This window comes from Gillisia sp. Hel1_33_143, assembly GCF_900104765.1.
Taxonomy (GTDB): domain Bacteria; phylum Bacteroidota; class Bacteroidia; order Flavobacteriales; family Flavobacteriaceae; genus Gillisia.
Genome location: NZ_LT629737.1, coordinates 3180861 through 3203830 on the forward strand (window position 1 = coordinate 3180861; position 22970 = coordinate 3203830).

At 33.3% G+C, this 22970-nt stretch carries 24 protein-coding genes; 18 read left to right on the forward strand and 6 right to left on the reverse strand.

What is annotated here, in order from left to right; genetic code table 11:
- Positions 1 to 5: 5 nt before the first annotated feature.
- Both BLT84_RS14840 and BLT84_RS14845 read right to left on the reverse strand, forming a co-directional pair.
- Entirely contained in the window at positions 6 to 218 is a 213-nt protein-coding gene (locus BLT84_RS14840) for a hypothetical protein (protein WP_034888246.1), read from the reverse strand.
- Positions 219 to 420: 202 nt separating this feature from the next.
- Positions 421 to 2151, reverse strand: a complete 1731-nt coding sequence (locus BLT84_RS14845) for an APC family permease (protein WP_034888244.1) — start codon at positions 2149 to 2151, stop codon at positions 421 to 423.
- A gap of 348 nt (positions 2152 to 2499) precedes the next feature.
- Here BLT84_RS14845 and BLT84_RS14850 point away from each other — a divergent pair, with 348 nt between their 5' ends.
- The 5 genes from BLT84_RS14850 (at position 2500) to BLT84_RS14870 (ending at position 7639) form a co-directional block, all read left to right on the forward strand.
- Positions 2500 to 4128: an ArnT family glycosyltransferase gene (locus BLT84_RS14850; protein WP_091267373.1), complete on the forward strand. Its 1629-nt coding sequence runs from the start codon at positions 2500 to 2502 to the stop codon at positions 4126 to 4128.
- A gap of 114 nt (positions 4129 to 4242) precedes the next feature.
- A complete protein-coding gene (locus BLT84_RS14855) occupies positions 4243 to 5019 on the forward strand; it encodes an MlaE family ABC transporter permease (protein WP_034888240.1) in 777 nt (258 codons plus the stop codon).
- A gap of 7 nt (positions 5020 to 5026) precedes the next feature.
- Entirely contained in the window at positions 5027 to 5779 is a 753-nt protein-coding gene (locus BLT84_RS14860) for an ABC transporter ATP-binding protein (RefSeq protein WP_091267376.1), read from the forward strand.
- A gap of 6 nt (positions 5780 to 5785) precedes the next feature.
- Complete coding sequence (locus tag BLT84_RS14865) at positions 5786 to 6781, forward strand: MlaD family protein (RefSeq protein WP_091267380.1); 996 nt, start codon at positions 5786 to 5788, stop codon at positions 6779 to 6781.
- Positions 6782 to 6808: 27 nt separating this feature from the next.
- Positions 6809 to 7639 (forward strand): universal stress protein, encoded by an 831-nt coding sequence (locus tag BLT84_RS14870; RefSeq protein WP_091267383.1) that lies wholly within the window; start codon positions 6809 to 6811, stop codon positions 7637 to 7639.
- Positions 7640 to 7740: 101 nt separating this feature from the next.
- Here the strand turns inward: BLT84_RS14870 and BLT84_RS14875 are convergent, their stop codons facing one another.
- The 4 genes from BLT84_RS14875 to BLT84_RS14885 form a co-directional block, all read right to left on the reverse strand.
- Complete coding sequence (locus BLT84_RS14875; protein WP_034888232.1) at positions 7741 to 7950, reverse strand: hypothetical protein; 210 nt, start codon at positions 7948 to 7950, stop codon at positions 7741 to 7743.
- A 79-nt stretch (positions 7951 to 8029) separates the two neighbouring features.
- Entirely contained in the window at positions 8030 to 8872 is an 843-nt protein-coding gene (locus BLT84_RS16360) for an HAD-IC family P-type ATPase (protein WP_317040004.1), read from the reverse strand.
- A gap of 12 nt (positions 8873 to 8884) precedes the next feature.
- On the reverse strand, positions 8885 to 10537 hold the full coding sequence (locus tag BLT84_RS14880) for an HAD-IC family P-type ATPase (protein WP_317039989.1): 1653 nt from the start codon (positions 10535 to 10537) through the stop codon (positions 8885 to 8887).
- 39 nt (positions 10538 to 10576) lie between these two features.
- The gene (locus tag BLT84_RS14885) at positions 10577 to 10840 is read right to left on the reverse strand and encodes a zinc ribbon domain-containing protein (protein WP_091267386.1); all 264 of its coding nucleotides are present in this window, start codon (positions 10838 to 10840) and stop codon (positions 10577 to 10579) included.
- 307 nt (positions 10841 to 11147) lie between these two features.
- Between BLT84_RS14885 and BLT84_RS14890 the strand changes: the two genes are divergently transcribed.
- The 13 genes from BLT84_RS14890 to BLT84_RS14950 all read left to right on the forward strand — a co-directional run bounded on the left by BLT84_RS14890 (position 11148) and on the right by BLT84_RS14950 (position 22969).
- On the forward strand, positions 11148 to 12203 hold the full coding sequence (locus tag BLT84_RS14890) for a cyclic nucleotide-binding domain-containing protein (RefSeq protein WP_091267389.1): 1056 nt from the start codon (positions 11148 to 11150) through the stop codon (positions 12201 to 12203).
- A gap of 165 nt (positions 12204 to 12368) precedes the next feature.
- Positions 12369 to 13223 carry a universal stress protein gene (locus BLT84_RS14895; RefSeq protein ID WP_091267392.1) on the forward strand — a complete coding sequence of 285 codons (855 nt, stop codon included), beginning with the start codon at positions 12369 to 12371 and terminating at the stop codon, positions 13221 to 13223.
- A gap of 78 nt (positions 13224 to 13301) precedes the next feature.
- Positions 13302 to 14153: a universal stress protein gene (locus tag BLT84_RS14900; protein ID WP_091267395.1), complete on the forward strand. Its 852-nt coding sequence runs from the start codon at positions 13302 to 13304 to the stop codon at positions 14151 to 14153.
- Positions 14154 to 14158: 5 nt separating this feature from the next.
- Positions 14159 to 15004 (forward strand): universal stress protein, encoded by an 846-nt coding sequence (locus tag BLT84_RS14905; protein WP_091267400.1) that lies wholly within the window; start codon positions 14159 to 14161, stop codon positions 15002 to 15004.
- Between the two features lie 83 nt (positions 15005 to 15087).
- On the forward strand, positions 15088 to 15942 hold the full coding sequence (locus tag BLT84_RS14910; protein WP_091267403.1) for a universal stress protein: 855 nt from the start codon (positions 15088 to 15090) through the stop codon (positions 15940 to 15942).
- A 54-nt stretch (positions 15943 to 15996) separates the two neighbouring features.
- Complete coding sequence (locus tag BLT84_RS14915) at positions 15997 to 16854, forward strand: restriction endonuclease (protein ID WP_091267405.1); 858 nt, start codon at positions 15997 to 15999, stop codon at positions 16852 to 16854.
- A 5-nt stretch (positions 16855 to 16859) separates the two neighbouring features.
- The gene (locus BLT84_RS14920) at positions 16860 to 18230 is read left to right on the forward strand and encodes an MBL fold metallo-hydrolase RNA specificity domain-containing protein (RefSeq protein ID WP_091267409.1); all 1371 of its coding nucleotides are present in this window, start codon (positions 16860 to 16862) and stop codon (positions 18228 to 18230) included.
- An 82-nt stretch (positions 18231 to 18312) separates the two neighbouring features.
- On the forward strand, positions 18313 to 18735 hold the full coding sequence (locus BLT84_RS14925; protein ID WP_091267412.1) for a hypothetical protein: 423 nt from the start codon (positions 18313 to 18315) through the stop codon (positions 18733 to 18735).
- Between the two features lie 26 nt (positions 18736 to 18761).
- Positions 18762 to 19205: a hypothetical protein gene (locus tag BLT84_RS14930; protein ID WP_091267415.1), complete on the forward strand. Its 444-nt coding sequence runs from the start codon at positions 18762 to 18764 to the stop codon at positions 19203 to 19205.
- A 113-nt stretch (positions 19206 to 19318) separates the two neighbouring features.
- Positions 19319 to 19744 (forward strand): hypothetical protein, encoded by a 426-nt coding sequence (locus BLT84_RS14935; RefSeq protein WP_157717953.1) that lies wholly within the window; start codon positions 19319 to 19321, stop codon positions 19742 to 19744.
- A gap of 366 nt (positions 19745 to 20110) precedes the next feature.
- Complete coding sequence (gene proC, locus BLT84_RS14940; RefSeq protein WP_091267421.1) at positions 20111 to 20914, forward strand: pyrroline-5-carboxylate reductase; 804 nt, start codon at positions 20111 to 20113, stop codon at positions 20912 to 20914.
- Positions 20915 to 20961: 47 nt separating this feature from the next.
- Positions 20962 to 21732, forward strand: coding sequence for a glutamate 5-kinase (gene proB / locus BLT84_RS14945; protein ID WP_034888205.1), 771 nt, complete (start codon positions 20962 to 20964; stop codon positions 21730 to 21732).
- A 37-nt stretch (positions 21733 to 21769) separates the two neighbouring features.
- Positions 21770 to 22969, forward strand: coding sequence for a glutamate-5-semialdehyde dehydrogenase (locus BLT84_RS14950; protein WP_034888203.1), 1200 nt, complete (start codon positions 21770 to 21772; stop codon positions 22967 to 22969).
- Position 22970: the final 1 nt, after the last annotated feature.

Consider the following 22970-nt stretch of genomic DNA (forward strand, 5'->3'; position numbering starts at 1 on the left):
CTGAATTAGTTTACAGAAGTTTCAGTAGTATTTTCTTCAACTTGAGAAGCCTCATCGCTGATGGTATCTACTACTTCTTCAGTAGGAGTTTCCATTACTTCAGCAGGAGTTTCAGTTTCAATAACCTCAACTTCAGTTTTTTCAGCTGAATCTTCTTTACAAGAAGTAAAACTTAAAACAAGTGCGATAGCTGCAAGAGTCAAAAAAGATTTTTTCATTTTAAAATATATTATTGTTTGATTTAGTAAGCCAAATGTATATGATTTTGTAATACAAAAATCAATGTTACAAAATTATTTTTAGAGCTTTAAAGGCTTGATTTTGCTCATTTCTTAAAAATATTTTCATTCAGGCTCATACCACCTGCCTTCAAAAGATATCTAGCAGACCTCTTTTTACAAGAAAAATGAATCAAATATTCTAGATAATTACCCGAACTTCTCCTAATTGCTGAACGCGATAAGGAAAATTCTCTCCGGGAGCTCCTATGAACATGAAATTTATAGGAATTTCCCAACGTTCTGATAATTCTTTGATCTTTTCTGGACCGAATACGCCCTTCTCTTCTACAAACTCTATTCTTATATCAGGATAAGCTCTATCTAGCACCATAATATCTTCTTTCAAATTTTCTGCCACATGCATGCTGTTATCTGTTACAGAAACTATCTTTATTCTTCTGGTAGGCTCGTTGTTGCGCATATAAAGCATCACCTTATTTAAGGTCTCTACATTATCATGATTGGTAAAGAAAACAAATTCCTGCCCTCTAATTTCTGCTAACTTATATCGAGTTCTTTTATGCAGCGTTTTAAAGAGTTTATTATCCATAGGAAAAACAGTTTCTATAACCGTTAGAAAAGCTCTTAGAATATAATTTCTGTAAAGCATAAAGAACACAACCAGCAAAGTAGGAATAAGGTATTGAAAGAAAATAAACAGATAATTAGGGTTGAGTACCACATTCCCTATGATAGCTGCAAACACCGCAACGATTGCAATTATTAATGCTAACCATGTAGATCTTTCTGGCCTAGGCAATTGTTTTCTATTGATTTTTAATAATAGGTTTCCTATTCCAAAGAGTACCATAACAGACAGAAATGCTATGGTATAAACTCCCGCAAGTTTTGCCAGATCTCCTTCTGTTACAAATAATATCGAAGTACAGAGAATAAAGAATACAATAAATATTAGGTAAGGACTTTTACGCTTGTTCTTTTTGAGAAGATAGTTAGGTAAGATCCTGTCTAAAGCCATACGCTCCATTAACCCACCTACTCCAACGAAAGATGTTAATACCGCTCCACTAAGTACTAATGCAGCATCTATACCTACCAATAAAGAAAGCCAGTTTCCTCCAGAAATATTCCCTAAGAATGATAGCAAAGCTTCCTGATTTGCACCTACTACATCCATAGGTATTAATGCCAATGCTAAAAATGCTATTAATGGATTAAAGATGCTAACCACAATCCACATGTTTCTTAGAGTTTTAGGAAACACCCCTTCCTTTTGTTCTTCAACATAATTTGCAGAACTCTCAAATCCGCTAATTCCAAGCATCGCTGCAGAAAAACCAAAGAATAATGCCATACTTACACTTCCATGAACAGGCATTCTAAAGTTTGCCATAAGTACATCAAAATCATGCGTAAAGAAATAGTAGAGGCAAAATCCACAGAGCAAGGTAAGAGATACCAAGTGAAAAAGAAAAATAGCAATAGCTACTTTAGAAGACTCTCCGATACCAAGGATCACCAACCCCATAAATAACAATAAAAGTACTATGGTAGTAGGAAGTACAGGAATAAAATCCCAGATGCTATATGCATATTTTACAGCCTCACTAGCAGAGATAACTGCAGTGGCCATGTAAGAAAGTACTGTAAGAGCAGCCGCTAATGAGGCCGTAGATTTTTTAGAAGTATTTAAAAGTGCGTTATAAGCTCCCCCATTTAGAGGTAAGGCGCCAACAACTTCTCCATAGATCTTTCTGAAAAGAAATAACACCCCTGCAACCATCAACAAAGAAATCCAAGCGTATTGTCCAGCATAAAATATTGCTAAAGCAGATACATACAAACAAGAGGAACTTATATCGTTTCCACAAATTGCAGTGGCCTCTAATTGGTTTAATTTTTTACCCATAAATAATGAACTAGGACAGTTATGTAACTTTCTTTTAGTAAACAGAAAAGTATTGTAAATAGGATTTGGGATTTCCCAAATAAACTAAGGATAACGAAATTAAAAGAAATTGTACGATAATTCTAAGAACCTGATAATTATTTCAGTTTTTACTAAAAGATAATATTAAATTCAAAATGAATATATTGATCAACCCTATAATTCGCACTTAAAAGAATAGATTTAGCAATTGTACATCACCCGTTTTAAAATTATAGTAACTTTGGTTTTATTACATGAACATAGAACTTTCTATCTTTAAATTCTACTTAGATTTTAAATCTAAGTTTGCTTACTAATACCATATAAATGAAATCTACTTTTTTAAAGATCTTGCTGCTCATTTTCATTGTTTTTAATATTGGTCTAGGGAGTTTTGGGTTGAGTGAGAGCAGTGAAGCCCGATATGCAGAAATAAGTAGAGAAATGGTTAAAACCGGAGATTTTCTTACCCCTAATCTTTTGGGAATAAATCATTATCATAAACCTCCTATCACTTATCATATAACCGCTATTGGATATAAGATTTTTGGTATAAATGAATATGGTGCGAGATTCTTTCTTGGTATTGCACTAATACTTCAAATATACCTGATCTTTAGAATTGGAAAACTGCTATATAAAGATGAGAAGATAGCTGTTGCGGCTGCCTTGATCTATCTTAGCTTTCCTATTGTTATAATTGCCTCCAGAAATCTAACCACAGATGCATATCTAATAACCTTTATCTTATGGAGTCTCTATTTATGGTTGCAAAATAAGGTGCATCATTCTAAGATTTGGATATATGCTTTTTACATGGTTCTTGGGTTTGCTTTTTTAACAAAAGGTCCGGTTGCAATCCTTCCCGTTATTATTTTTATAGCGACCTATTTAATAGTTAAAAAGGAGAGGATCAAACTTTCCATGCACGATCTTTTTGGAATAATAATTTTCGTAGCGATCTCTGCTTCGTGGTTTATTGCTATTATAATAGACAACCCTAAATTATGGAACTATTTTATTGAAAAACAGATTGTAGAGCGTGCTACCAATGCAGAAAAATTTCATAGAAGCAAACCGTTTTGGTATTATCTCTTATTCGCTCCTTTATTAGGTTTTCCCTGGGTATTTTTTATAATAGCAAGTTATTTTAGCAATATTAAACAAGCACTGCAAAAGCATACTATCATCAAAACATTAACTATTATTAGTCTTTTGATCTTTGTTATTTTCTCTGCTTTTTCTTCCAAGCTCATTCTTTATATTCTCCCTATGTATCCTTTCCTAGCGCTGGCAGGTGGTTACCTTTTATATAAAATTTCGGATATGAAGTTAAAATGGTTTTGCAAGGTTTACGAGGTATTACTAGGACTTCTATTAGTTGGTTTAGTAGTTTCTCTATTTATTCCGTCAATCTCTATGGATCTTATTTATAGCCTTCCGCTAATAGTTTTAGTTGCTATAGTTCTTTTATATTTTATTAAATTTTCTCCATTTAATAGCAGGCAGAAACTGCAATATCTAGGGGTAGCATTTATAGCTTGCCTTATGCTTACACATACTATATTTAGCCGAAGTAATCCGTATACTGTTAATTCTGTGAAAGAATTGGTTTCCTTTGTAAAGGAGAAAAAAGGAACAGATCTAAACCGACTTATCGTCTTTGATTACCTATTACCTTCTGCTGCATTCTATTTAGATCAGAATATAGTTACCGTACACAATAAAAGTTTCCCTACCATTAGAGAAATACAATTTGAAGAAGGAGATGAATATAAAAAAGATTACATAGACCTTCGTTTAGACCAGGATAAAGAGCATTTTGAACTACTCATGAATCAAAATAACAACGTTCTAATAGAAAGAGCAAAACATCCCATGCCCGATTCTCTTAGATATTTGCTTAAAAACTACAAACATGAACAGCTTCTAGACAAATGGATTGTTCATTATTAATCTAGAGATTCACTTACCCTAATTACTTATTTTTAGCTATTTAACTATTAAAGATGATTTTTATCATTTTTATGGATAGCTTCCTTCTCTATATTTGACTCTAATAGCAATGCTATGGTGTCATCTTCTGCAATTCTTACTAACTTAAAATCCTTCTTTGTAGAAATTGGAGATCTATCTGCATTTGCTGGAAGATACTTTAAAGAAGTTTTTACGGCACCCTTCGAATTTAAAGAACTCTTGAAGCAATGTTACAACATGGGCAATAGATCTTTACTATTGGTAAGCGTAACAGGGTTTATTTTAGGTTTGGTATTTACCCTTCAATCCAGACCTACACTTCAGGAATTTGGTGCTGTAGCTTGGATGCCTTCTATGATTAGCATCTCTATAGTAAGGGAAATAGGGCCTGTAATTATTGCGCTTATTTGTGCAGGAAGAATTGGTTCTGGTATTGGTGCAGAATTGGGTTCTATGAAAGTTACAGAACAGATAGATGCCATGGAAGTTTCTGGTACCAATCCTTTTAAGTATTTAGTGGTAACAAGAATATTAGCCACCACGCTAATGTTACCGCTACTCATATTTGTAGGAGATTTTATTGCGCTTATTGGGTCTGCCATTATAGAGAATATTAAAGGAGATGTCTCCTTTCTATTATATTTCAATCAGGTTTTTGATGCTCTTAAATTTAGTGATGTGCTACCGGCAACCGTAAAATCATACTTTTTTGGATTTGCCATTGGTTTGGTAGGTTGCTTTAAAGGCTACAACAGTAAAAAAGGTACCGCCGGTGTGGGCCGGGCTTCTAATTCTGCTGTAGTATTCACTTCTATGTTATTATTTATTATTGATTTTATAGCAGTATTTATTTCAGATATTTTTTATTGATCATCTTATGAAATCAACTCTATTTGATACAACAAAACCGGTACTGGAAATCAAGGATCTTCATAAGAGCTTTGGCACCCTAGAAGTATTAAAAGGGTTCAATCTGAAGTTATACGAAGGAGAAAATTTAGTATTAATGGGGAAATCTGGAGCTGGAAAGTCTGTTCTTATTAAATGCATGGTAGGACTCTTAGATCCAGATAAAGGAAGTGTTGAGATTCTAGGAAAGAATATAGCCGGGTTAAGTAGAAAGGAAATGGATATTCTTAGAACAAGTATCGGATTTCTTTTTCAAGGAAGCGCACTCTATGATTCTATGACGGTTAGGGAAAATCTTGAATTTCCATTGAGAAGACATACAAGACCTAATGATCTTGATGATACAGACCAGCTGGTTCTAGAAGCATTAACCAATGTAGGATTAGAAAATGTAATAGATCTAATGCCGGAAGAATTATCTGGAGGAATGCAAAGAAGAATTGCCCTGGCAAGAGCACTCATCTTAAAGCCGAAGATCATTTTATATGATGAACCTACTACAGGTTTAGATCCTATAACATCTAAGGAGATCATAGAACTTATGAGCAACATTCAGAAAAAATATAAGACCTCCTCTCTTATAATTACGCATGATGTAGATTGTGCCAGAGTGATCTCCAACAGAATGATCTTGATCTTAGATGGGATTAATTATGTGGAAGGCACATTTAATGAATTACAGCAAAGTAAAGATCCAAAAGTGAAAGCATTTTTTAAATAGAGTATTATGGAAAAAGGTGAAAACAAGAATCTGCTCCTGGGAGTATTTGTAACCGTTGCAATACTCATCTTTGTTTTGGCGATCTATTTTATAGGAAGCAGACAAAATATGTTTGGAAACACCAGTGATGTCTCTTCGATATTTAAAAATGTAAACGGACTGCAAATTGGTAACAATGTTAGATTTAGCGGAGTGAATGTTGGAACTGTTAAAGGAATTACCATTCTTAATGACACTAGCATATGTGTTGATATGAAGGTGGATAATAGCGCTATGAAACTTATTAGATCTAATGCACAGGCTACTATAAGTTCTGATGGTTTGGTAGGGAGTATGATTGTAAATATTGTACCTGTAGATAATTATATCAACGAACCCTTAAGAAATGGAGATACCATAGCCTCCATAAGTAAGATAGCAACGGCAGATATGCTAACTACACTAAATACTACCAATGAGAATGCAGCTTTACTTACTGCAGATCTGTTGAAGATCTCGAACGCTATTAATAATGGAGAAGGAACTATTGGTGCTTTGCTTAAAAGTGAAGAACTGGCAGAAAATTTTGAGAACAGTATCTCAAATTTTGAGCAAGCAGGTAAGCTAGCACTACGAACTATATCAAATTTAAATGCTACTATCTCAAAGTTTGATATGGATAACAGTGCTGCAGGAAAGATCTTTAATGACACCATTACAGCTGGAAAAATAGATTCTATTATGCAGAATATAGAAACCTCATCTGTTCAAATAAAACAGATCTCTATGCATCTTAATGCTTTTTCAAATAAATTGAATTCAGAAGAAGGTGCTTTTAATAGCATTCTTACAGATACAATTATTGCTTCTAATGTTGAACAAACACTGAAAAATGTAGAATCGGCATCAGAAAAATTTGATGAAAATATGGAAGCTCTAAAACATAATTTTTTATTTAAAGGATATTTCAAAAAATTAGAAAGAAAAAAAGCAAGAGCGCTTAAAAAGAATGAAAGCGAATAATAGAAAACTTAAAATAAAAGCTAAATTATGAATAAAATAGTATGTGCTACAGATTTTACTCGCAACTCTATTGCAGCATTACAATATGCCTTTAAGATGAGTAACTTGCTTAAAAAGGAACTAATAGTACTTAATATTTGCAATCCCGAAGAAGATGATGAGTATCATTCTGCATCAGACAATCAGGCTATTCTAGATACGAGAGTACAACTGTTACAAGAGTATTGTAGCATTCATTTAAAAGCAAATTTCGATTCTCTACAGATCCGGGCAATTATCAAAAAGGGCAAAAATATACCAAAGAAGATCTGCAATTTCATTAAAGATCTGGATATAGCATTTTTAATAATGGGAACTCACGGTAATAGTCCGTTTAAAGCTAAAAATTTTGGAAGCATAACCAATGCAATGATAGCTGCTTCTACTTTTCCTATACTGGCCATCCCTCCTACTTTTGAGTTCATTAATCTGGAGACCATCGTTTATACCAGCGATTTTGAAGAAGATGACATTTATAACCTAAATCAAATTGTAAAGATCTTTGCGCCTTTAAAAATTAGTATTGTTATCTTACATATCTATGCCTATGAAGAATATCTAACAAAAGAGCGGCTTATAGGATTTCAAACTTTACTGGCGGAAAAAGTGGCTTTAGATAATTTTGAATTTAAGCTAATATTTTCTGAGAACATTCTTAAAACCTTAAATGAATATCTTCTTACCACGAACACCGATATGGTTGCTATGATGGAACGGAAGAACAAATCTGAATTTAATGCAGGTTCTCACCAAGATCTTGTAAAGAAAATGGATAATATAACCAGTATTCCATTACTTAGTTTCAATACAGTTTATTAAAAATAGAGTAGCAAGCCAGATTGATTAAAAAGTAAACATAAACTCCTTATTATTATATTTTTAATCTCTCCTCAGAATTATAAATACAAGGTGGCTAATAGTTATTTTAGATGTGATTGCTTATAGCGAAATAGAAGTTGCTTTAAATTTTCTAGATATTCAGTAAAGATCTTTTCCGTCATTTCTGGATGCTCAAAGGTTGGTAAAGTTACTTCCTGTTCTTCTAAAAATCTATAAATACTAGGATAGGAAGTTTCCAACTCCAGGGTGAGACCGGTTATTTCTGCAATGAGTTTATCTAATTTTGCCATAATAATTAAATTTAATTTCTCTTTTAAAGTTAATTATTTAATAGACCTCCGCTTATGATATTTATCATTCTATGACCAATTATCCGGAATGATTTCTTCTGATTATCCATTTATAAATCTCGAACCAGAAAACAATAACAAACGCTGTGATAAATAGAATTAATAACTGAGATAAATTAAGAGCCGTTACTTCGAAAAGATTGGCTACCCAAGGTTGATATAATATAATTGCAAGAAGCATAAAACTTAAAATTACAATGCCGCCAATGAGTTTGTTCTTATAACGTAAGGTGGTGAAAATAGAATGGTAGAATGATCTATTAACCAGCGTTAAAAATATATTAGAAACTATTAATGTACTAAAAACCATAGCTCTTGTGGCTTCTTCAGAATAAAGATTTCTAATAGCGAACTGGTATATAAACAAACATCCTATTGTTATCACTAAACCTTGAATGACGCTAACCGTGAGATCTCTCCACCGCAAAAATGTATCTTTCATTTTTCGAGGTGCACGCGTCATACTAAACTTCTCCAAAGGTTCATTTTCATAGATTATAGAACAAGTGGGGCCCATTATAAGTTCAAGAAATATTACATGTATAGGAGTAAAAATAACCGGATAGATCCATCCAAGAACTACGGGCAATGCCACTGTTAAAATTATAGGTATATGAATTGAAATAATGTACTGAATTGCTTTTTTCAGGTTTACATAGATCTTTCTTCCCATGGCTACAGCATCTACCATTTTACTAAAATCATCATCAGAGAGAATAAGTGATGATGATTCTTTAGCAATATCAGAACCTCTTTTTCCCATGGCAATACCAATATGAGCTGCCTTTAAAGCCAACGCATCATTCACTCCATCACCCGTCATCCCCACAATTTCATCTTGTGCTTTTAAGGTATTGATGATCTTTAATTTTACTTACGGAAATATTCTGGTAAAAATATTAGTATCTCTTACTTTTTGTTCAAACTCTTCAGAAGAAAGCTTCATTAATTCTTCTCCTGTTATCGCGGTATGCTCATTTTTAAAATTTACGATCTTGGCAATAGCAGCTGTCGTGATCTCATTATCTCCGGTTAGAATTTTAATCTTTATACCAGCTGCATAAAGTTTTTGCAGCGTCTCGGCAATGTTCTTTTTTGGCGGATCATAAAATCCAAGAATGCCTATAAATTTAAACCTGAATTCCTGCTGAGTTTTTGGAAATTCATCTCCATTAAAATCTGCTGCACCTACCCCTAATATCCTTAAACCTTCTAAGGCTAATTGCGCCGCGATACTTTCTACATTGCTTTTTTCTTCCTTAGTGAGAATTGAATGTTCTAGTACAGCTTCTAAAGAACCCTTCATGGCAATTTTTCTAGATCCCTGTTCATTCTGAAAAATATGTGTCATCATTGGTGGCTTTCCCCCCAATGGATATTCATGGATCATTTTATAATCTGGACGTTCATCAACTTCTGCTAATGTTTCATAGAAATGATGAAGTGATTTCTCCATGGCATCAAAAGGAACACTCTCACTCGCCCACATTGCAGTTTCAATGAGGTTAAATGCTTCCTCAGAATTCCAATTTTGGTCACTGCTCGTCTTTGAATTTAAGTGTGTATAGATCTTGGTAAGTTCCATGCGGTTCTCTGTAATTGTACCTGTTTTGTCTGTGCAAAGAACAGTTACAGAACCCAGTGTTTCAATAGTTTGAGTTTGCTTTACTACAATTCCCAATTTCATCAATCTATAGGCACCTAACGCCATAAAAGTAGCAAAAGCAACAGGGATTTCTTCCGGCAATACAGACATAGCAATAGTTAATCCCTTCAGCAAACTATCTAATAGATCTCCTGAAGCTTTAAAACTGATACCCCAGATAATGAGAAAGATACCAATACCTATAATAGCCATTTTTTTAACAAAACGGGAAATCTGTTCTTGAAGCGGAGATTTAACCTTTTTGATTTTACCTAAGGAAGTATCGATCTCTCCTAATTTAGTATTTGCACCAACCTGTTTGGTTTTAAAAACACATTGCCCGGAAACTACTGCTGTACCCTTAAATACCAGATTTTTTTCAGGATCTTCCAGCTCTTTATAAATACTAAAGGCTTCTCCCGTTAAAATAGATTCATTTACGGTAAAATCATTTAGCTGAAGTAATTCTCCATCTGCAGTTATCAACTCTCCTTCTGAAGCTACCACCAGATCATCAATTACGATTTCATCAGATCGTATCTCAACGAGCTCATTATTTCTTATAACGGTACTAAGGGTTTGGGTATACTCTTTTAAAGCATCGAGAGCCTTCTTACTTCTAGCGCTTTGATAAAAGGAGATGGTAGAGATCAAAACGATGGCGCATAACAAGAATATGCCTTCATTATAACTGCCTAAAATAAAGTAAATACTAGCAGTGGCTAACAAGATAAGAAACATCGGCTCCAGAAATATATCTTTGAACACGTTTAATAACCTGCTTCCCTTAACCTTATTTATAGAATTACTACCATGCAATTTTCTAGAACGCAAGACTTCCTCATCATTTAATCCTTCAAAATTATACGGATTTTCGCTCATAGCTTTAATTTATTCTGATAAAGGAATTTGAAAATGAAATTAGATAAAATCCATCTTCCATCTTTTAAGGCTTGGTAATAAATGAATTATATGCTGGGCTTCTTCCATGGAAAGCTCATTATGGATCTTGGCCATATCATTCAATCTAACTTCCATGGTATGAATACTTAAAGAACTATCTGTAAATTCACCATTTTGGAAACAGTGAATGCAATATTCTCCATTTATAGATTGATCCCTATTAGTTCCTTTATTCTCCTCTAGTAAAACAAAGCCACAACTCTGGCACAATGGATGCTCCATATTATTTATAATTATACATGAATATAGATACCAAGATACGCGAAACTCTCATGCACTATCAATCTAATCCACTTGCTATAAAGTTAAACAACATTGTAAGATTTGATTATGATAATTATCAGCTTTCCCTAAAAACATTATGATATTAAAATTGGGTGTAACACAAATAATGATTATTTTAAATACCTGTAATTCAAAAACTTAAATAGTAAGTGAATTTAAATTACCTTTTTTAAAGATCTCTTTAGCTAAAGCTTAGCTCATCGCTAAACACTTAAAACGTTCTCCCCAAATAAATTCTACAAGTATGAGGGGTAACATAAAGATATTACTGATAGCTGATTCTATACAATTAAGGAGTAGCACTCAAAAAATCCTAACAGATTCCGATTGCGAGGTGCTCATTGCTGAAAGTAGCAGCGATGCCATTCTCGAATTAAAACTTTCAAAACCCGATCTTCTGTTTTGGGGTATTTCCATGCGTAATTCTAATTCTTATAGTGCATATTTAGCATTACAAAAAGATTTTGGAGCTCACATCCCAATAATAATAATCACTTCTTTGTTGGATCTTAATGCTCCGGGAATAATAGAGAACTCCTTAAACGAAAATTATATAACCTACCCATTTTCAGCAAAAGCATTATTAGACAAGATAAATAACACTCTTTCTAAAGTTAAATCTGCTAAGCTCACAGTACCCACTAATAATTTTAAAAGCAGAAAATTAAGATCCATAACATCGCTCAAAGACTTGTTATATTATTTTAGAACTGAAGCAGAAGAAATTGATATTATTAAGAACAAACCTGTATATAAAGAGCAAAAACATGCCAACTATGTCTATTTAGTGGAAAGTGGATTGGTAAAGATCCACAGAATGGATGAATATGGTAAACAATTAATAACAGGGCTTTACAAACCAAATGAGTTCTTTGGATTTTACTCATTTAAAGAAATATCCTCCTACCCAGAAACTGCCACGTGTTTAACAACTTCCAAACTTCTACGGATCTCTAACTCAAAATTTCAGGAGCTACTATCACAAAGTTCTAATCTTAGCTTAGAACTAGCACAATTATTATCCGACAAGCTTTCTCAATTAAAAAATCATCTACTCGAAATGGCCTATGGATCTGTTCTTAAAAAAACATCTAATACTATTTTACAGTTTGCAGAAAATATTGAAAATAAACCTCATCAATCTATAAAGATCTGCAGAAATGATCTCGCCAACGTAGCAGGAATTTCAACAGAAAGCTTAATTAGAAGTTTATCGTTCCTAAAAAAAGAACGATTAATAGATATTAATGGAAGAGATATCAAGATCTTAAATTACCATAAGCTACAGCTTGTTAGGTAATACTATATCATTCTTTTGGTGGATAAAAGTATTCTCTTTAAATCATGTTGATGCATAAAAGATTCGCACACAATTATTTACTTAGTTCTTAGTGGAGCCTAAACTGATATTCATCATAGTTTGATAGGCTAATAGCTCTTACTTTTAAGGTTCAATTACTTTATTATGAGAAAGATATTATTGCCTACCGACTTTTCTGCAAATGCTTTCAATGCCTTAAAATATGCTGTTTCGCTATTTAAGTATGAAAAAAGCGAATTTTATCTGCTTCACGCTTATGCAGATGAAGTTTATAGTAATGAGGCTGCACTTACTGAAGATCAATTCCAAGAAAAAAAGGCGAACGCTAAGAAAAATTCAAAATCTCAGCTAAAAGAGATCCTTGCAGCTATCAAGGAATTATCTCCTAATCCTAAGCATCAATTTTTCATAAAATCATCGTACGGTTTGCTGGTAGATAAAGCAAATGACCTTATAAATATAGAGAACATAGATGTTGCCGTAATGGGCACCCGAGGAAAGACCAATGAGAAATCTCTTACCTATGGCACCAATACCATTCAGGTTATGAAATATGTGCAATGCCCCGTGCTTTGCATCCCAGAAAATTACGTGTATAAAACACCTAAGCAAATTCTCTTTCCAACCAATTTTCTAATTCCATATCAGCGCAGAGAATTAAAGTTAGTAGCAGACATGGCAAGATCTTACAGGTCTGAAATTCATATGCTTTACATTTCTAAATTCCCCATTAACTCATATCGTCAGAAAGACAATCAATCTTTTCTGAAAGAGCAATTTAAAGATGATGTATTCAATTTTCATAGAGCAGGTGAAGGAGATAAAACAGAGGTTATATTAAAACACTTAGATTTTATGAATATAGATCTTCTGGTAATGGTAAGATCAAGACATACCTATCTAGAAAACATCATTCAAGCTTCTACAATAGATAAGATCGGACTTCAACCTCAAATTCCATTTTTAGTTCTTCAAAATTATCATAGAGAGATAATGTAAAAATCTGGTAAACTGACAATTGTCATACTATTTCATGCAGATTGTCTTTAGCTTTAAGTGGTGCTAAATTCCATACTAATGAAAAAAATTCTTCTTCCAACAGATTTTTCTGAAAACGCTTATAACGCTATAGATTATGCAATAAATCTCTTTAAAAATGTAGAATGCACCTTCTATCTTCTAAATACCTATACACCTGTTTTATATGATACAGAATATATTTTATACAGTCCCAGCCAGATAAGTTTGGATGAAATTTACAAAATAAACTCAGAAAGTGGATTAACCAGAGTAGAAAAGCGAATTAGAGCAGATTATAACAATCCAAAACATACTATTAAAAAGATAGCTGCTTTTAATATTCTTACAGATGAAATAAAGGAACAGGTAGCAGATAAGAATATAGATCTTGTAGTTATGGGAACTAAAGGTGCTACGGGAGCTGCTCAAATTTTATTCGGGTCTAATACAGTACATGTTATAAAAAGGTCTCCTTGTCTATTATTAGCAATTCCTTCTCAGTTCAAATTTAAACCTGTTCACAGCATATTATTTCCAACAGATTTTGAGATAGATTACAGCATATTGCCTTTTAAATTTCTAGATCTACTTTCAGACAATTACCAATCTCAATTGAATATTTTACATGTCATCTTTGGAACAGGCATGGAGCAAGATCAGGAACGAGGTAAAAATCAATTGATAGAAAAAATTGATCACTATGCTCATAAATTTTATACGGTCAATAATAAAAGCGTACCACAGGCTATCTATGATTTTCAAAATGAAAATGAAACAGATCTCCTGTTAATGATCAATAATCATCACTCTTTTTTCGAAAATTTACTCTTTAGACCTGTTATTAATGAAATTGGTTTTCATGTTAAAACACCCTTCCTAATTATACCTGCAAATGAACATAAACATTAGAAATCATGAAAAACATTCTCCTTCCTACAGATTTTTCTGAAAATGCATGGAATGCTATCATTTACGCCATCACACTTTATAAAGATGAGGCTTGTAATTTCTATTTTCTACACGCTTATGATGTAAACGATTATCATGATTCTAGCAAGCTTACTCCCATTCCGGCCAAAGAAGCACTTAAAAAAGCCTTAGATCTTGCCAATCATGACTTGCAGCGATTAATGGAGATCTTGAAGATCACTTACCACAATCCTTTACACGTTTTCCATAGCCTTGCAGAGAACAAAAGTCTTATTGCTGCCATATCTTCTGAAATTAATTCTAAAGAATACGAATGTATAGTAATTGGAACTCAAGGTAGTACGGGCGCATATCAAACGCTTTATGGAAGTAATACCATAGCAATAATGGAGCAAATTAAGAACTGTCCCATACTAGCTATACCCTCTCATGTTGCTTTTTCAGGTTTAAGCGAAATTGTTCTGGTAAATGGCTATAAAAACTCACAGAAAAAAAATGATCTTAAATATCTAATAAAACTAGCTAATGAGACCAATGCTTCTATACGTATGTTATATATAGACGAAGGCAGTGGGTTGAGTGAAAATCAGAAGAAAAATAAAAGTTTATTAGATGCCCATCTGGAAAATGTTCCACACAGTTTTCATTCTCTGGCACATGTAAGCGTACCTGTAGGTATTTATTGCTTTACAGAAAGTAGAGGTAGTGATATGATTGCATTCATTAATAAGAAGCATAGTTTTTTTGAAAACCTACTCTTTACGCATTTATATAGAGATGTTGGAAAATATGCTTTGATACCTGTTTTGGTACTTCACAAAAAATCATAACAGTAAGCTTATAGCTTAAACTGACACTGGTCATTTTTTATAGCTGTCAAGGTCAGTAGTTTTATAACTTAATTCAAATTAAGATGAAAAAGAAAATACTTATACCAACAGATTTCTCCAGAACCGCATGGAATGCTTTAATATATGCTACAGACTTATTTAAAGATGATAAATGTACCTTCTATATTTTGAATGCTTTCCAGCTTTATCATTTAACTACAGATAGTATTTTACCCCCACAGCCAGGACATAAGGCATATGAGCAAGCTAGAGAAAATTCAGAAAAAGGCCTAGAGCAACTAATGGATGCGATAACTATAAGATCAGATAATGATAATCATAAATTTGAAATGATATCTACCTATAACAGCGTTTTTGAAGCTGTTAGAACCACCGTAGAGAATAAGAAAATAGATCTCTTGATGATGGGAACGCTAGGAGAAAATTCATCAGACAAATTCTTATACGGTAGTAATTCTGTAGATGTAATGGAAAAATTAAGAGATTGCCCGGTAATAGTGGTTCCTCAAACCATTCAACTTAAAGAACATTCCAGAAAAGAAGTAGTATTTGCTACCAATTTCAAATCTTCTGTAGCATCTCATGAACTTAATGAATTGCTAGAGGTAGCTTCAAAATTAAAAGCTGCTATTAGAGTATTACATATTCAGAAGAAAGATAATCTAAGCAAAGAACAAGAGAAAAATAAAAAAGAACTTCAAGAATATTTAAAAGATGTAGTGCATACTTTCCACACTTTAACAGACATTCCACTGGTTACCGGAATACATTCTTTCATAGAAAGTAGAAATTCTGATATGCTAGCGCTAATCAATAAAAAACAAGGTTTTCTAGCCTCTATTTTTTCTAAAACTTTAGTGCATGAAATTGGCTTTAAGCCACATGTACCTCTATTGGTAATGCATCACAAAAAATAAGAATAGATTTTTAATAATCTCAAAACTTCAATTTAGTAAAGCGAAAAAAATTAAATGGATCTCTCTAAGTTACATATTATAAAAGCATCAGGAGAAAGCGTTCTTTTTTCTGCAGATAGTGTTGCGCACTCTTTAAAGCATGCCGGTGCTGGTGATTTGATTATAAAAGAGATCCTAGATACTTTAAAGCTAGAAATGTATGAAGGTATTTCAACTAAAGAAATATATAATCGGGCCTTTAAATTACTTAAAGCTAAGAGCAATTGCCTTGCTTCAAAATATAAACTAAAAAAAGCGATATATGAACTTGGTCCAACAGGTTTCCCGTTTGAAAAGTTTATAGCTGCACTATTTAAAAATTTGGGTTATGAAGTTACTGTGGGCAAGGTGTTACCAGGATTATGCGTAAAGCATGAAATAGATGTTATAGCCACTAAAGGCAAGGAGACCTTATTTATGGAATGTAAATTTCATGGAGACCAGGGTAGAAATTGTGATGTAAAGATCCCTATGTATGTAGATTCCAGATTTCGAGATCTTCAGAATCATAATGAGCAAAAATCATCCACTAACAAACATGAATTCACTCAAGGCTGGGTAGTTACCAATACTAGGTTTACAGCAGATGCCTTGGCTTATGGAAAATGTTCAAATATTAAATTATTGAGCTGGGACACTCCCAAAGGAAACGGAATAAAAGATAGAATAGACCATACCGGACTTTATCCTATTACAGTTTCTAATTTGCTTACTAAAAGAGAAAAACAATTTTTATTAAGTAGAGATGTAGTACTCTGCAAAGAGCTAATTAACGATAAATTCTATCTAGACCATCTTGGTATTTCGAGCTTGCGCAAGCAAAAAATAGTACTAGAGATGAAAGAATTATGTCTAGGTTCTATTAAAAACTAAAATGTATGGATGCTGTAAAAGTTCATTTTCTAGGTGCCTCCCAAACTGTCACCGGTTCTAAATATCTTTTGGAAACTCCAGAGTTAAACATTCTTATAGACTGCGGTATGTTTCAGGGGTTGAAAGAGCTTAGGTTATTAAATTGGGAAAAATTTCCTTTCCCTCCAGAAAAAATAGATCTCATATTACTCACCCATGGCCATCTAGATCATACCGGATATTTACCTAAACTATGGCAACAAGGCTTTACAGGGGCTATAATTGGCTCTGCACCAACGTTAGAAATTGCCTCCATCATTCTTAGAGACAGTGCAAAGATACAAGAGGAAGATGCAGCAAGAGCTAATGAAAATGGAACGAGTATTCACGATCCTGCTAAGCCTTTCTATACCATAAAAGATGCAGAAGCTACCATTAAATTATTTCAGCAAGCTAATATGGAAACATGGATGGTACTAAATAGCCAGATCAAAGTTCGATTTAAAAAGAACGGCCATATTTTGGGAGCTACTTTTATAGAACTAAAAATTAGCGAGAAGGTATTCCTATTCTCCGGAGATATAGGTAGAGTAAAAGATAGATTATTAGAGGCTCCAGAGAAACCAGACTGGGCAGACTTTTTATTTTTAGAGAGTACTTATGGAAATAGACTTCATGCTGAAGAAGATGTGGAGGCTAAATTAATACAATGTATAAAAGAAGTTCTAGTAAATAAAGGGAACCTTATCGTCCCTAGTTTTGCAGTAGAAAGATTACAAACCCTTATGTATATTCTATGGAAACTTTTTGAGCAAAATAAAATTCCTAATATTCCCATATGTATTGATAGCCCTATGGCCAACAAGGTTTTTTGCGTATTTGAACAATACACTTCATGGCACAAAATCTCTTTAGAAGAATTAGAGCACATGAAGCAGCATTTTAACATTATTACCTCCTATAAGGATACTTGGAAAACCGTGGATGATACTCGCTCAAAGATTATAATTGCAGGGAGTGGTATGGTCTCGGGCGGTAGAGTGCTCACTTATTTAAAATACCTTATCTCTAAACCGGAAACCATTGTGGTCTTAGTGGGATACCAAGCTGAAGGAACTAGAGGAAGAACTTTAAAAGAAGGTGGGAAAGAGATAAAGATCTATGGGAAATATTATGAAGTAAATGCAAAGATTGAAAATATAGAGAGTTTGTCTGCTCATGCAGATCAGGCGGAGATATTAGATTGGGTAAGTGATATCAAGAATATTCCTGAAAGAACCTTTTTGATTCATGGAGAACGCATTGCCTTAGACGCTTTAAGGCTTAAAATAAAGGATACGCTACAATGGAAAGTGTACATTCCCCATCTATATGAAGTTGTTGAATTATCTGTCTAAAAAGGAAACTCGAAGTACTGATATTTATCAGTAAGTAAGGAAAAGTAAAGTGGTACCTTGGAAGAACATTAAAATAAATTACATGACAATTTTAAGCGCTCCATATTCTCATTTTAAACGAAGTCGCAAACAATTACTCATATTAGTAAGTGTGTGGCAAGAAACTTTATCTGCTACTAAAAAGGAGATTTCTTTTCTAGAGATGTACATAGCTTCTCCAATTTTTTATATCACTCCAGAATTGCTAACAGAGTTTATTAGATATCAGGCACATCTAAAAAAACTAAAGCAACAAGTAGAAATTATTTCTGCTCTTGCCAACAAGCATTTTACAGTTATACAAGACTGGACAGAGGTAGACAACACAACCTTAGAAAACTTTATACTTCTAGAACATCAAAAGATTGAACCACAACTTTTAGAATTCATCAAAAATTATAACAATATCAAATTAGATATTTTTAATTATACAGGAGATAAGCTTATCCAAAAGGAAGGCAATTAATGTTTTAAAACTTTAAATCTATAGCTATGAAAAACGAAGTAAACAATTTTAGATATCTAGAATGGAAAACTCCTGAAGAAATGCACTTTTCTTCTTTAGAATGGATTTCAGAATTGAACTTTATTAATGATGAACATTCATTTTTTGAAGATATGTTAAAAGAATATACTTTGCCTATTATAGAATTTCATCTTACAGAGAAGGTTACAGATCTAATTAAAAAGCTATCTACTACATCATCTACCGCTTCCAACCTACATAAAGATATTCAGGATCACATTAACGGACTTGAGGTTATGTTAGACGGAAAAGACAATATTAAAAAAGAAACACAGTACAAAGAAGCACATAGAAATTTATTGACAGAGTTCTTCAAATTTTCAAGAAACTACAATCGATTAAAAAAAGAGATTTTTAAAACGGTATCTGAAGCTTTGAAACATCAAAAACAAAAAAGATTGCTGCAATAATTGTATTCATATAATAGATTAAACGCTCTATGTGCTTGAGTTAAAAATATAAGATTGCTTTCTAAATTAAGCTTTAGGTTGTAAATTTAATAGGATATAAAACTATGGAAGTTATGAAAAATACTATCTATAACTCAGATGCCAATAGCGATAATAATCTTGAACAGCTACAACAACACGCTTTAGATTGGGATAAATTAATTCAACAAAGTACAGACGATATCATCTTTTTAAAGAAATTATTATCTTCTGATGTATTTGAAAATTACGAGGCTAGTTTCTTTGATACTATAAAAATCCGGTTAAAGGATCTCGAAGAATTTAAAGCCGAAAAAATAGACCTGCATTACAGCATTAACAATCATAAGAATGATTTGAATGGCATGAGAGAGTGTGAAGACATAAGTTGCGATATGTTCTATGAAGAAGAGCATAAAAAACTTAGAGAACGAGTACGAAATTTTCTCAAAAAATTTAGAGATCTAAAACTCGAAATCTATGACTACACCAGTCCTAATTTTCGAAAACTTACTATTTAACATCTTTTCCAAAAAGTACTGCCAAATTTGCAGTAGTACGCCATACCGTCTATTTTTAGGGGTGTACAGGTAAAATTAGGCTTCTCTATCTTTTAACATTATCAAAATTATATAGATGTTTTAATATCCGCTTAGCGTACTCATAGTAAACCCTACGAAGGATATCTTTAATTCACATTTTAATTATTTTTCCCCAACTTCTTAATTGCTGCATTTTCTAGCTTTTTCCGTGAGATTTAATCGCATTTTAATCAATTTAGTGCATTTTGGCTATTGTTTAACGGCTTGCACAGTCTTTGCACACTATAGAGGGTATGATAGATTGGTATAAACCGATTTAAGTTTTAATAAACCAAAAAATAAAGAATGAAAGTATTAGTAATTGGAGCAGGAAATATGGGGCTGACCTATGCAGAAGGTATGTCAAAATCTAGTTTGTTGAACAGGCATAACTTAATGATATTCGATAAATCTCCTGAGCTATTAGTATCACTTAACAAATTAGATCATTTTGATGTTTATGATGACATTGAAGCCTGCTTACCAAAAGCAGACGTGGTGTTTCTGGCAGTAAAGCCATATCACTGTGAAGAATTATTTAAAGAAATCAAACCTTTAGTTCATTCAGACCAAATAGTTGTATCTATTATGGCTGGTGTAACACTAAAGACTATACAAGATGGACTTGGTCTAGAGAAAGTGGTTAGAGCAATGCCTAATCTACCTGCGCAGGTAGGAAAAGGAGTTACCTCTTATACCGCTGCTAAGAAAGTATCGAGGATAGAACTTCTAATGGTAAGAAACCTTTTAGATACCACTGGAGAATCTATTCACGTAGGAACAGAGAATTTTATTGATGCCTCTACAGGAATATCCGGAAGTGGTCCTGCATATGTATTTTACTTTATGCAATCTATGTTAGAAGCTGCCTTAAAAATGGGATTCTCTAAAAATGACTCTAAAGTTTTGGTAAGCCAGACTTTTGAAGGTGCAGTAGAGCTATTTAATAAGTCTGATCTTTCTCCAAACACTTGGATGGAACGTGTAGCATCAAAAGGAGGAACCACTCGAGCTGCTCTAGATTCTATGGAAGATAACAATGTAAAAGAATTAATTAAAGATGCCGCATATGCAGCTTTCGATAGAGCGGTAGAGTTAGGTAAAGAGTAATAGTAAGTTTAGTAATACAATCAGATTAGATCTGAAAAATGAATATAATGGATAAGAAAAGAATTGTTGTAAAAGTTGGTACCAATGTAATGACCAATAAGGACCATAGAATATTAGGTCCGGTATTAAAAAATCTGGTAGAGCAAATTGCAACTTTATATGAAGAAGATATTTTAGTGGTTTTAGTTTCATCAGGATCTGCAATAGCTGGTAAAGAAATTTTAGGTGAAATAAGTATCAAAGATCCATCACAACGTAGACAGGTGTATTCTTCTGTAGGGCAACCTAGAATGATGAGACATTATTATAGCATATTCCACGATTTTGGAATGAGATGCGCTCAAGTGTTAGCTACTAAGAGAGATTTTTCTCCTGGAGTTCACAGAGAAAATATGATCAATTGCTATGAAGCACTATTATCTGAAGGGATTATACCTATTGCAAATGAAGATGATGCAGTTTCTGTAACGATGTCTATGTTCTCAGATAATGATGAATTGGCTAGTTTGGTAGCAGAACTTATTGGAGCAGATGCGTTAATAATTTTGAGTGACACTGATGGCCTTTATACAGGACATCCTGACCATGCAGATTCAGAAAAACTTAATAACGTACAGGTAGATGAGAATGTAGAGAAATACGTTCAGGCATCAGATAAAGGTGAAGGTGAAGGCCGTGGAGGTATGGAATCTAAAATTAAGATCGCCAAAGATACTGCCGCGAAGAATATCCCAACCTTTATAGCAAATGGTAAGAGAAAGAATGTAATTCTCGATATAGTGAATGGGAAGAAAGTAGGAACAAAGTTCACGAAGTAAGAAAAATAGAAAGTGAAAAATTTATAAAAATTTTAGAATGAAGTTGATAAACACAGAGACTAAGAATAACGTTTTAAGATCTATGATGAGAATTTTAGATACAAAACGCGAAGATATAATTAAAGCAAACAAAGAAGATCTTGAAGCCTTCGGAGAAAACGAAGGTGCCATGTACGACAGGTTGATAGTTAACGATAAAAAAGTTGATGGAATGATACAATCTGTGAAAGAAGTGATGGAGCAGGAAGATCCTGTAGGGCAGGTAATAGAACATCGTAAACTAGATACCGGGTTGGATATCACTAATAAAACAGCACCTTTTGGAAATATCATGATTATTTATGAATCCAGACCAGATGTTACTATAGAGGCCGCTGTGCTTGCTTTTAAAGCAAATAATAAGATCTTTCTTAAAGGTGGTAAAGAAGCAATAAAGAGCAACGAGATCTTGGAGCAATGCTGGCATGAAGCTTTAGAAGAAAATAACCTCAGCAAAGATTGGATAAAATTACTTCATCTAGATCGAGCTCAAACTCAGGAGTTTCTTAAAAATCCACCCGAACAATTAGATCTAATTGTACCTAGAGGTGGAGAACGTTTAATAGGTTTTGTTAAAGAACATGCTACAGGGGCTGTATTGGTAAGTGGAAGAGGAAATAACTTCTTATATGTTTCTAAGGATGCTGATTTTGAAGTTGCTAAAAAAGTGATCCTAAATGCTAAAACAGATAAGATCTCCGGATGTAATGCTTTGGATAAAGTTCTTATTGATGTGAATATTGATGATTATGAAAATAAACTGAAAGAACTTCAGAAAATGTTGAATGATCATCAGGTGCATATTTTGGCAGATGATGCTGTATCTGATATATTAACTGAAGAAGATAAAATTCCTGGGGACGATACATGGTATGAAGAATTTCTAGCTATGAAGATCGTCTTAGGAAGTATAGATGGACTTAACAGTGCCATAGATAAGATCAACAAATATTCTGGTGGACACTCTGCAGTTATCATTACTAAAGATAATGAGGAAGCAGTAGAATTTATGGAACAGGTAGACAGTGCTGCTGTATATCAAAATGCCTCTACAAGATTTACAGATGGAGGTCAAATGGGAGTAGGAGCAGAACTAGCCATTAGTACAGATAAGCTACACCACAGGGGGCCGCTAGGTCTAAAACAATTGGTAACCAATAAATATTATGTTCTGGGAAATGGACATATTAGAGAATAAC

What these genes read in the sequence shown, in the direction of transcription:
- BLT84_RS14845 (WP_034888244.1), bottom strand. Translation starts at nt 2,151, where the DNA reads ATGGGTAAAAAATTAAACCAATTAGAGGCCACTGCAATTTGTGGAAAC.
- BLT84_RS14880 (WP_317039989.1), bottom strand. Translation starts at nt 10,537, where the DNA reads ATGAGCGAAAATCCGTATAATTTTGAAGGATTAAATGATGAGGAAGTC.
- BLT84_RS14855 (WP_034888240.1), top strand. Translation starts at nt 4,243, where the DNA reads ATGGTGTCATCTTCTGCAATTCTTACTAACTTAAAATCCTTCTTTGTA.
- BLT84_RS14850 (WP_091267373.1), top strand. Translation starts at nt 2,500, where the DNA reads ATGAAATCTACTTTTTTAAAGATCTTGCTGCTCATTTTCATTGTTTTT.
- BLT84_RS14900 (WP_091267395.1), top strand. Translation starts at nt 13,302, where the DNA reads ATGAAAAAAATTCTTCTTCCAACAGATTTTTCTGAAAACGCTTATAAC.
- BLT84_RS14875 (WP_034888232.1), bottom strand. Translation starts at nt 7,950, where the DNA reads ATGGCAAAATTAGATAAACTCATTGCAGAAATAACCGGTCTCACCCTG.
- BLT84_RS14905 (WP_091267400.1), top strand. Translation starts at nt 14,159, where the DNA reads ATGAAAAACATTCTCCTTCCTACAGATTTTTCTGAAAATGCATGGAAT.
- BLT84_RS14935 (WP_157717953.1), top strand. Translation starts at nt 19,319, where the DNA reads ATGAAAAATACTATCTATAACTCAGATGCCAATAGCGATAATAATCTT.
- BLT84_RS14860 (WP_091267376.1), top strand. Translation starts at nt 5,027, where the DNA reads ATGAAATCAACTCTATTTGATACAACAAAACCGGTACTGGAAATCAAG.
- BLT84_RS14885 (WP_091267386.1), bottom strand. Translation starts at nt 10,840, where the DNA reads ATGGAGCATCCATTGTGCCAGAGTTGTGGCTTTGTTTTACTAGAGGAG.
- BLT84_RS14910 (WP_091267403.1), top strand. Translation starts at nt 15,088, where the DNA reads ATGAAAAAGAAAATACTTATACCAACAGATTTCTCCAGAACCGCATGG.
- proB (WP_034888205.1), top strand. Translation starts at nt 20,962, where the DNA reads ATGGATAAGAAAAGAATTGTTGTAAAAGTTGGTACCAATGTAATGACC.
- BLT84_RS14895 (WP_091267392.1), top strand. Translation starts at nt 12,369, where the DNA reads ATGAGAAAGATATTATTGCCTACCGACTTTTCTGCAAATGCTTTCAAT.
- proC (WP_091267421.1), top strand. Translation starts at nt 20,111, where the DNA reads ATGAAAGTATTAGTAATTGGAGCAGGAAATATGGGGCTGACCTATGCA.
- BLT84_RS14925 (WP_091267412.1), top strand. Translation starts at nt 18,313, where the DNA reads ATGACAATTTTAAGCGCTCCATATTCTCATTTTAAACGAAGTCGCAAA.
- BLT84_RS14920 (WP_091267409.1), top strand. Translation starts at nt 16,860, where the DNA reads ATGGATGCTGTAAAAGTTCATTTTCTAGGTGCCTCCCAAACTGTCACC.
- BLT84_RS14890 (WP_091267389.1), top strand. Translation starts at nt 11,148, where the DNA reads ATGAGGGGTAACATAAAGATATTACTGATAGCTGATTCTATACAATTA.
- BLT84_RS14915 (WP_091267405.1), top strand. Translation starts at nt 15,997, where the DNA reads ATGGATCTCTCTAAGTTACATATTATAAAAGCATCAGGAGAAAGCGTT.
- BLT84_RS14840 (WP_034888246.1), bottom strand. Translation starts at nt 218, where the DNA reads ATGAAAAAATCTTTTTTGACTCTTGCAGCTATCGCACTTGTTTTAAGT.
- BLT84_RS14865 (WP_091267380.1), top strand. Translation starts at nt 5,786, where the DNA reads ATGGAAAAAGGTGAAAACAAGAATCTGCTCCTGGGAGTATTTGTAACC.
- BLT84_RS14870 (WP_091267383.1), top strand. Translation starts at nt 6,809, where the DNA reads ATGAATAAAATAGTATGTGCTACAGATTTTACTCGCAACTCTATTGCA.
- BLT84_RS14950 (WP_034888203.1), top strand. Translation starts at nt 21,770, where the DNA reads ATGAAGTTGATAAACACAGAGACTAAGAATAACGTTTTAAGATCTATG.
- BLT84_RS14930 (WP_091267415.1), top strand. Translation starts at nt 18,762, where the DNA reads ATGAAAAACGAAGTAAACAATTTTAGATATCTAGAATGGAAAACTCCT.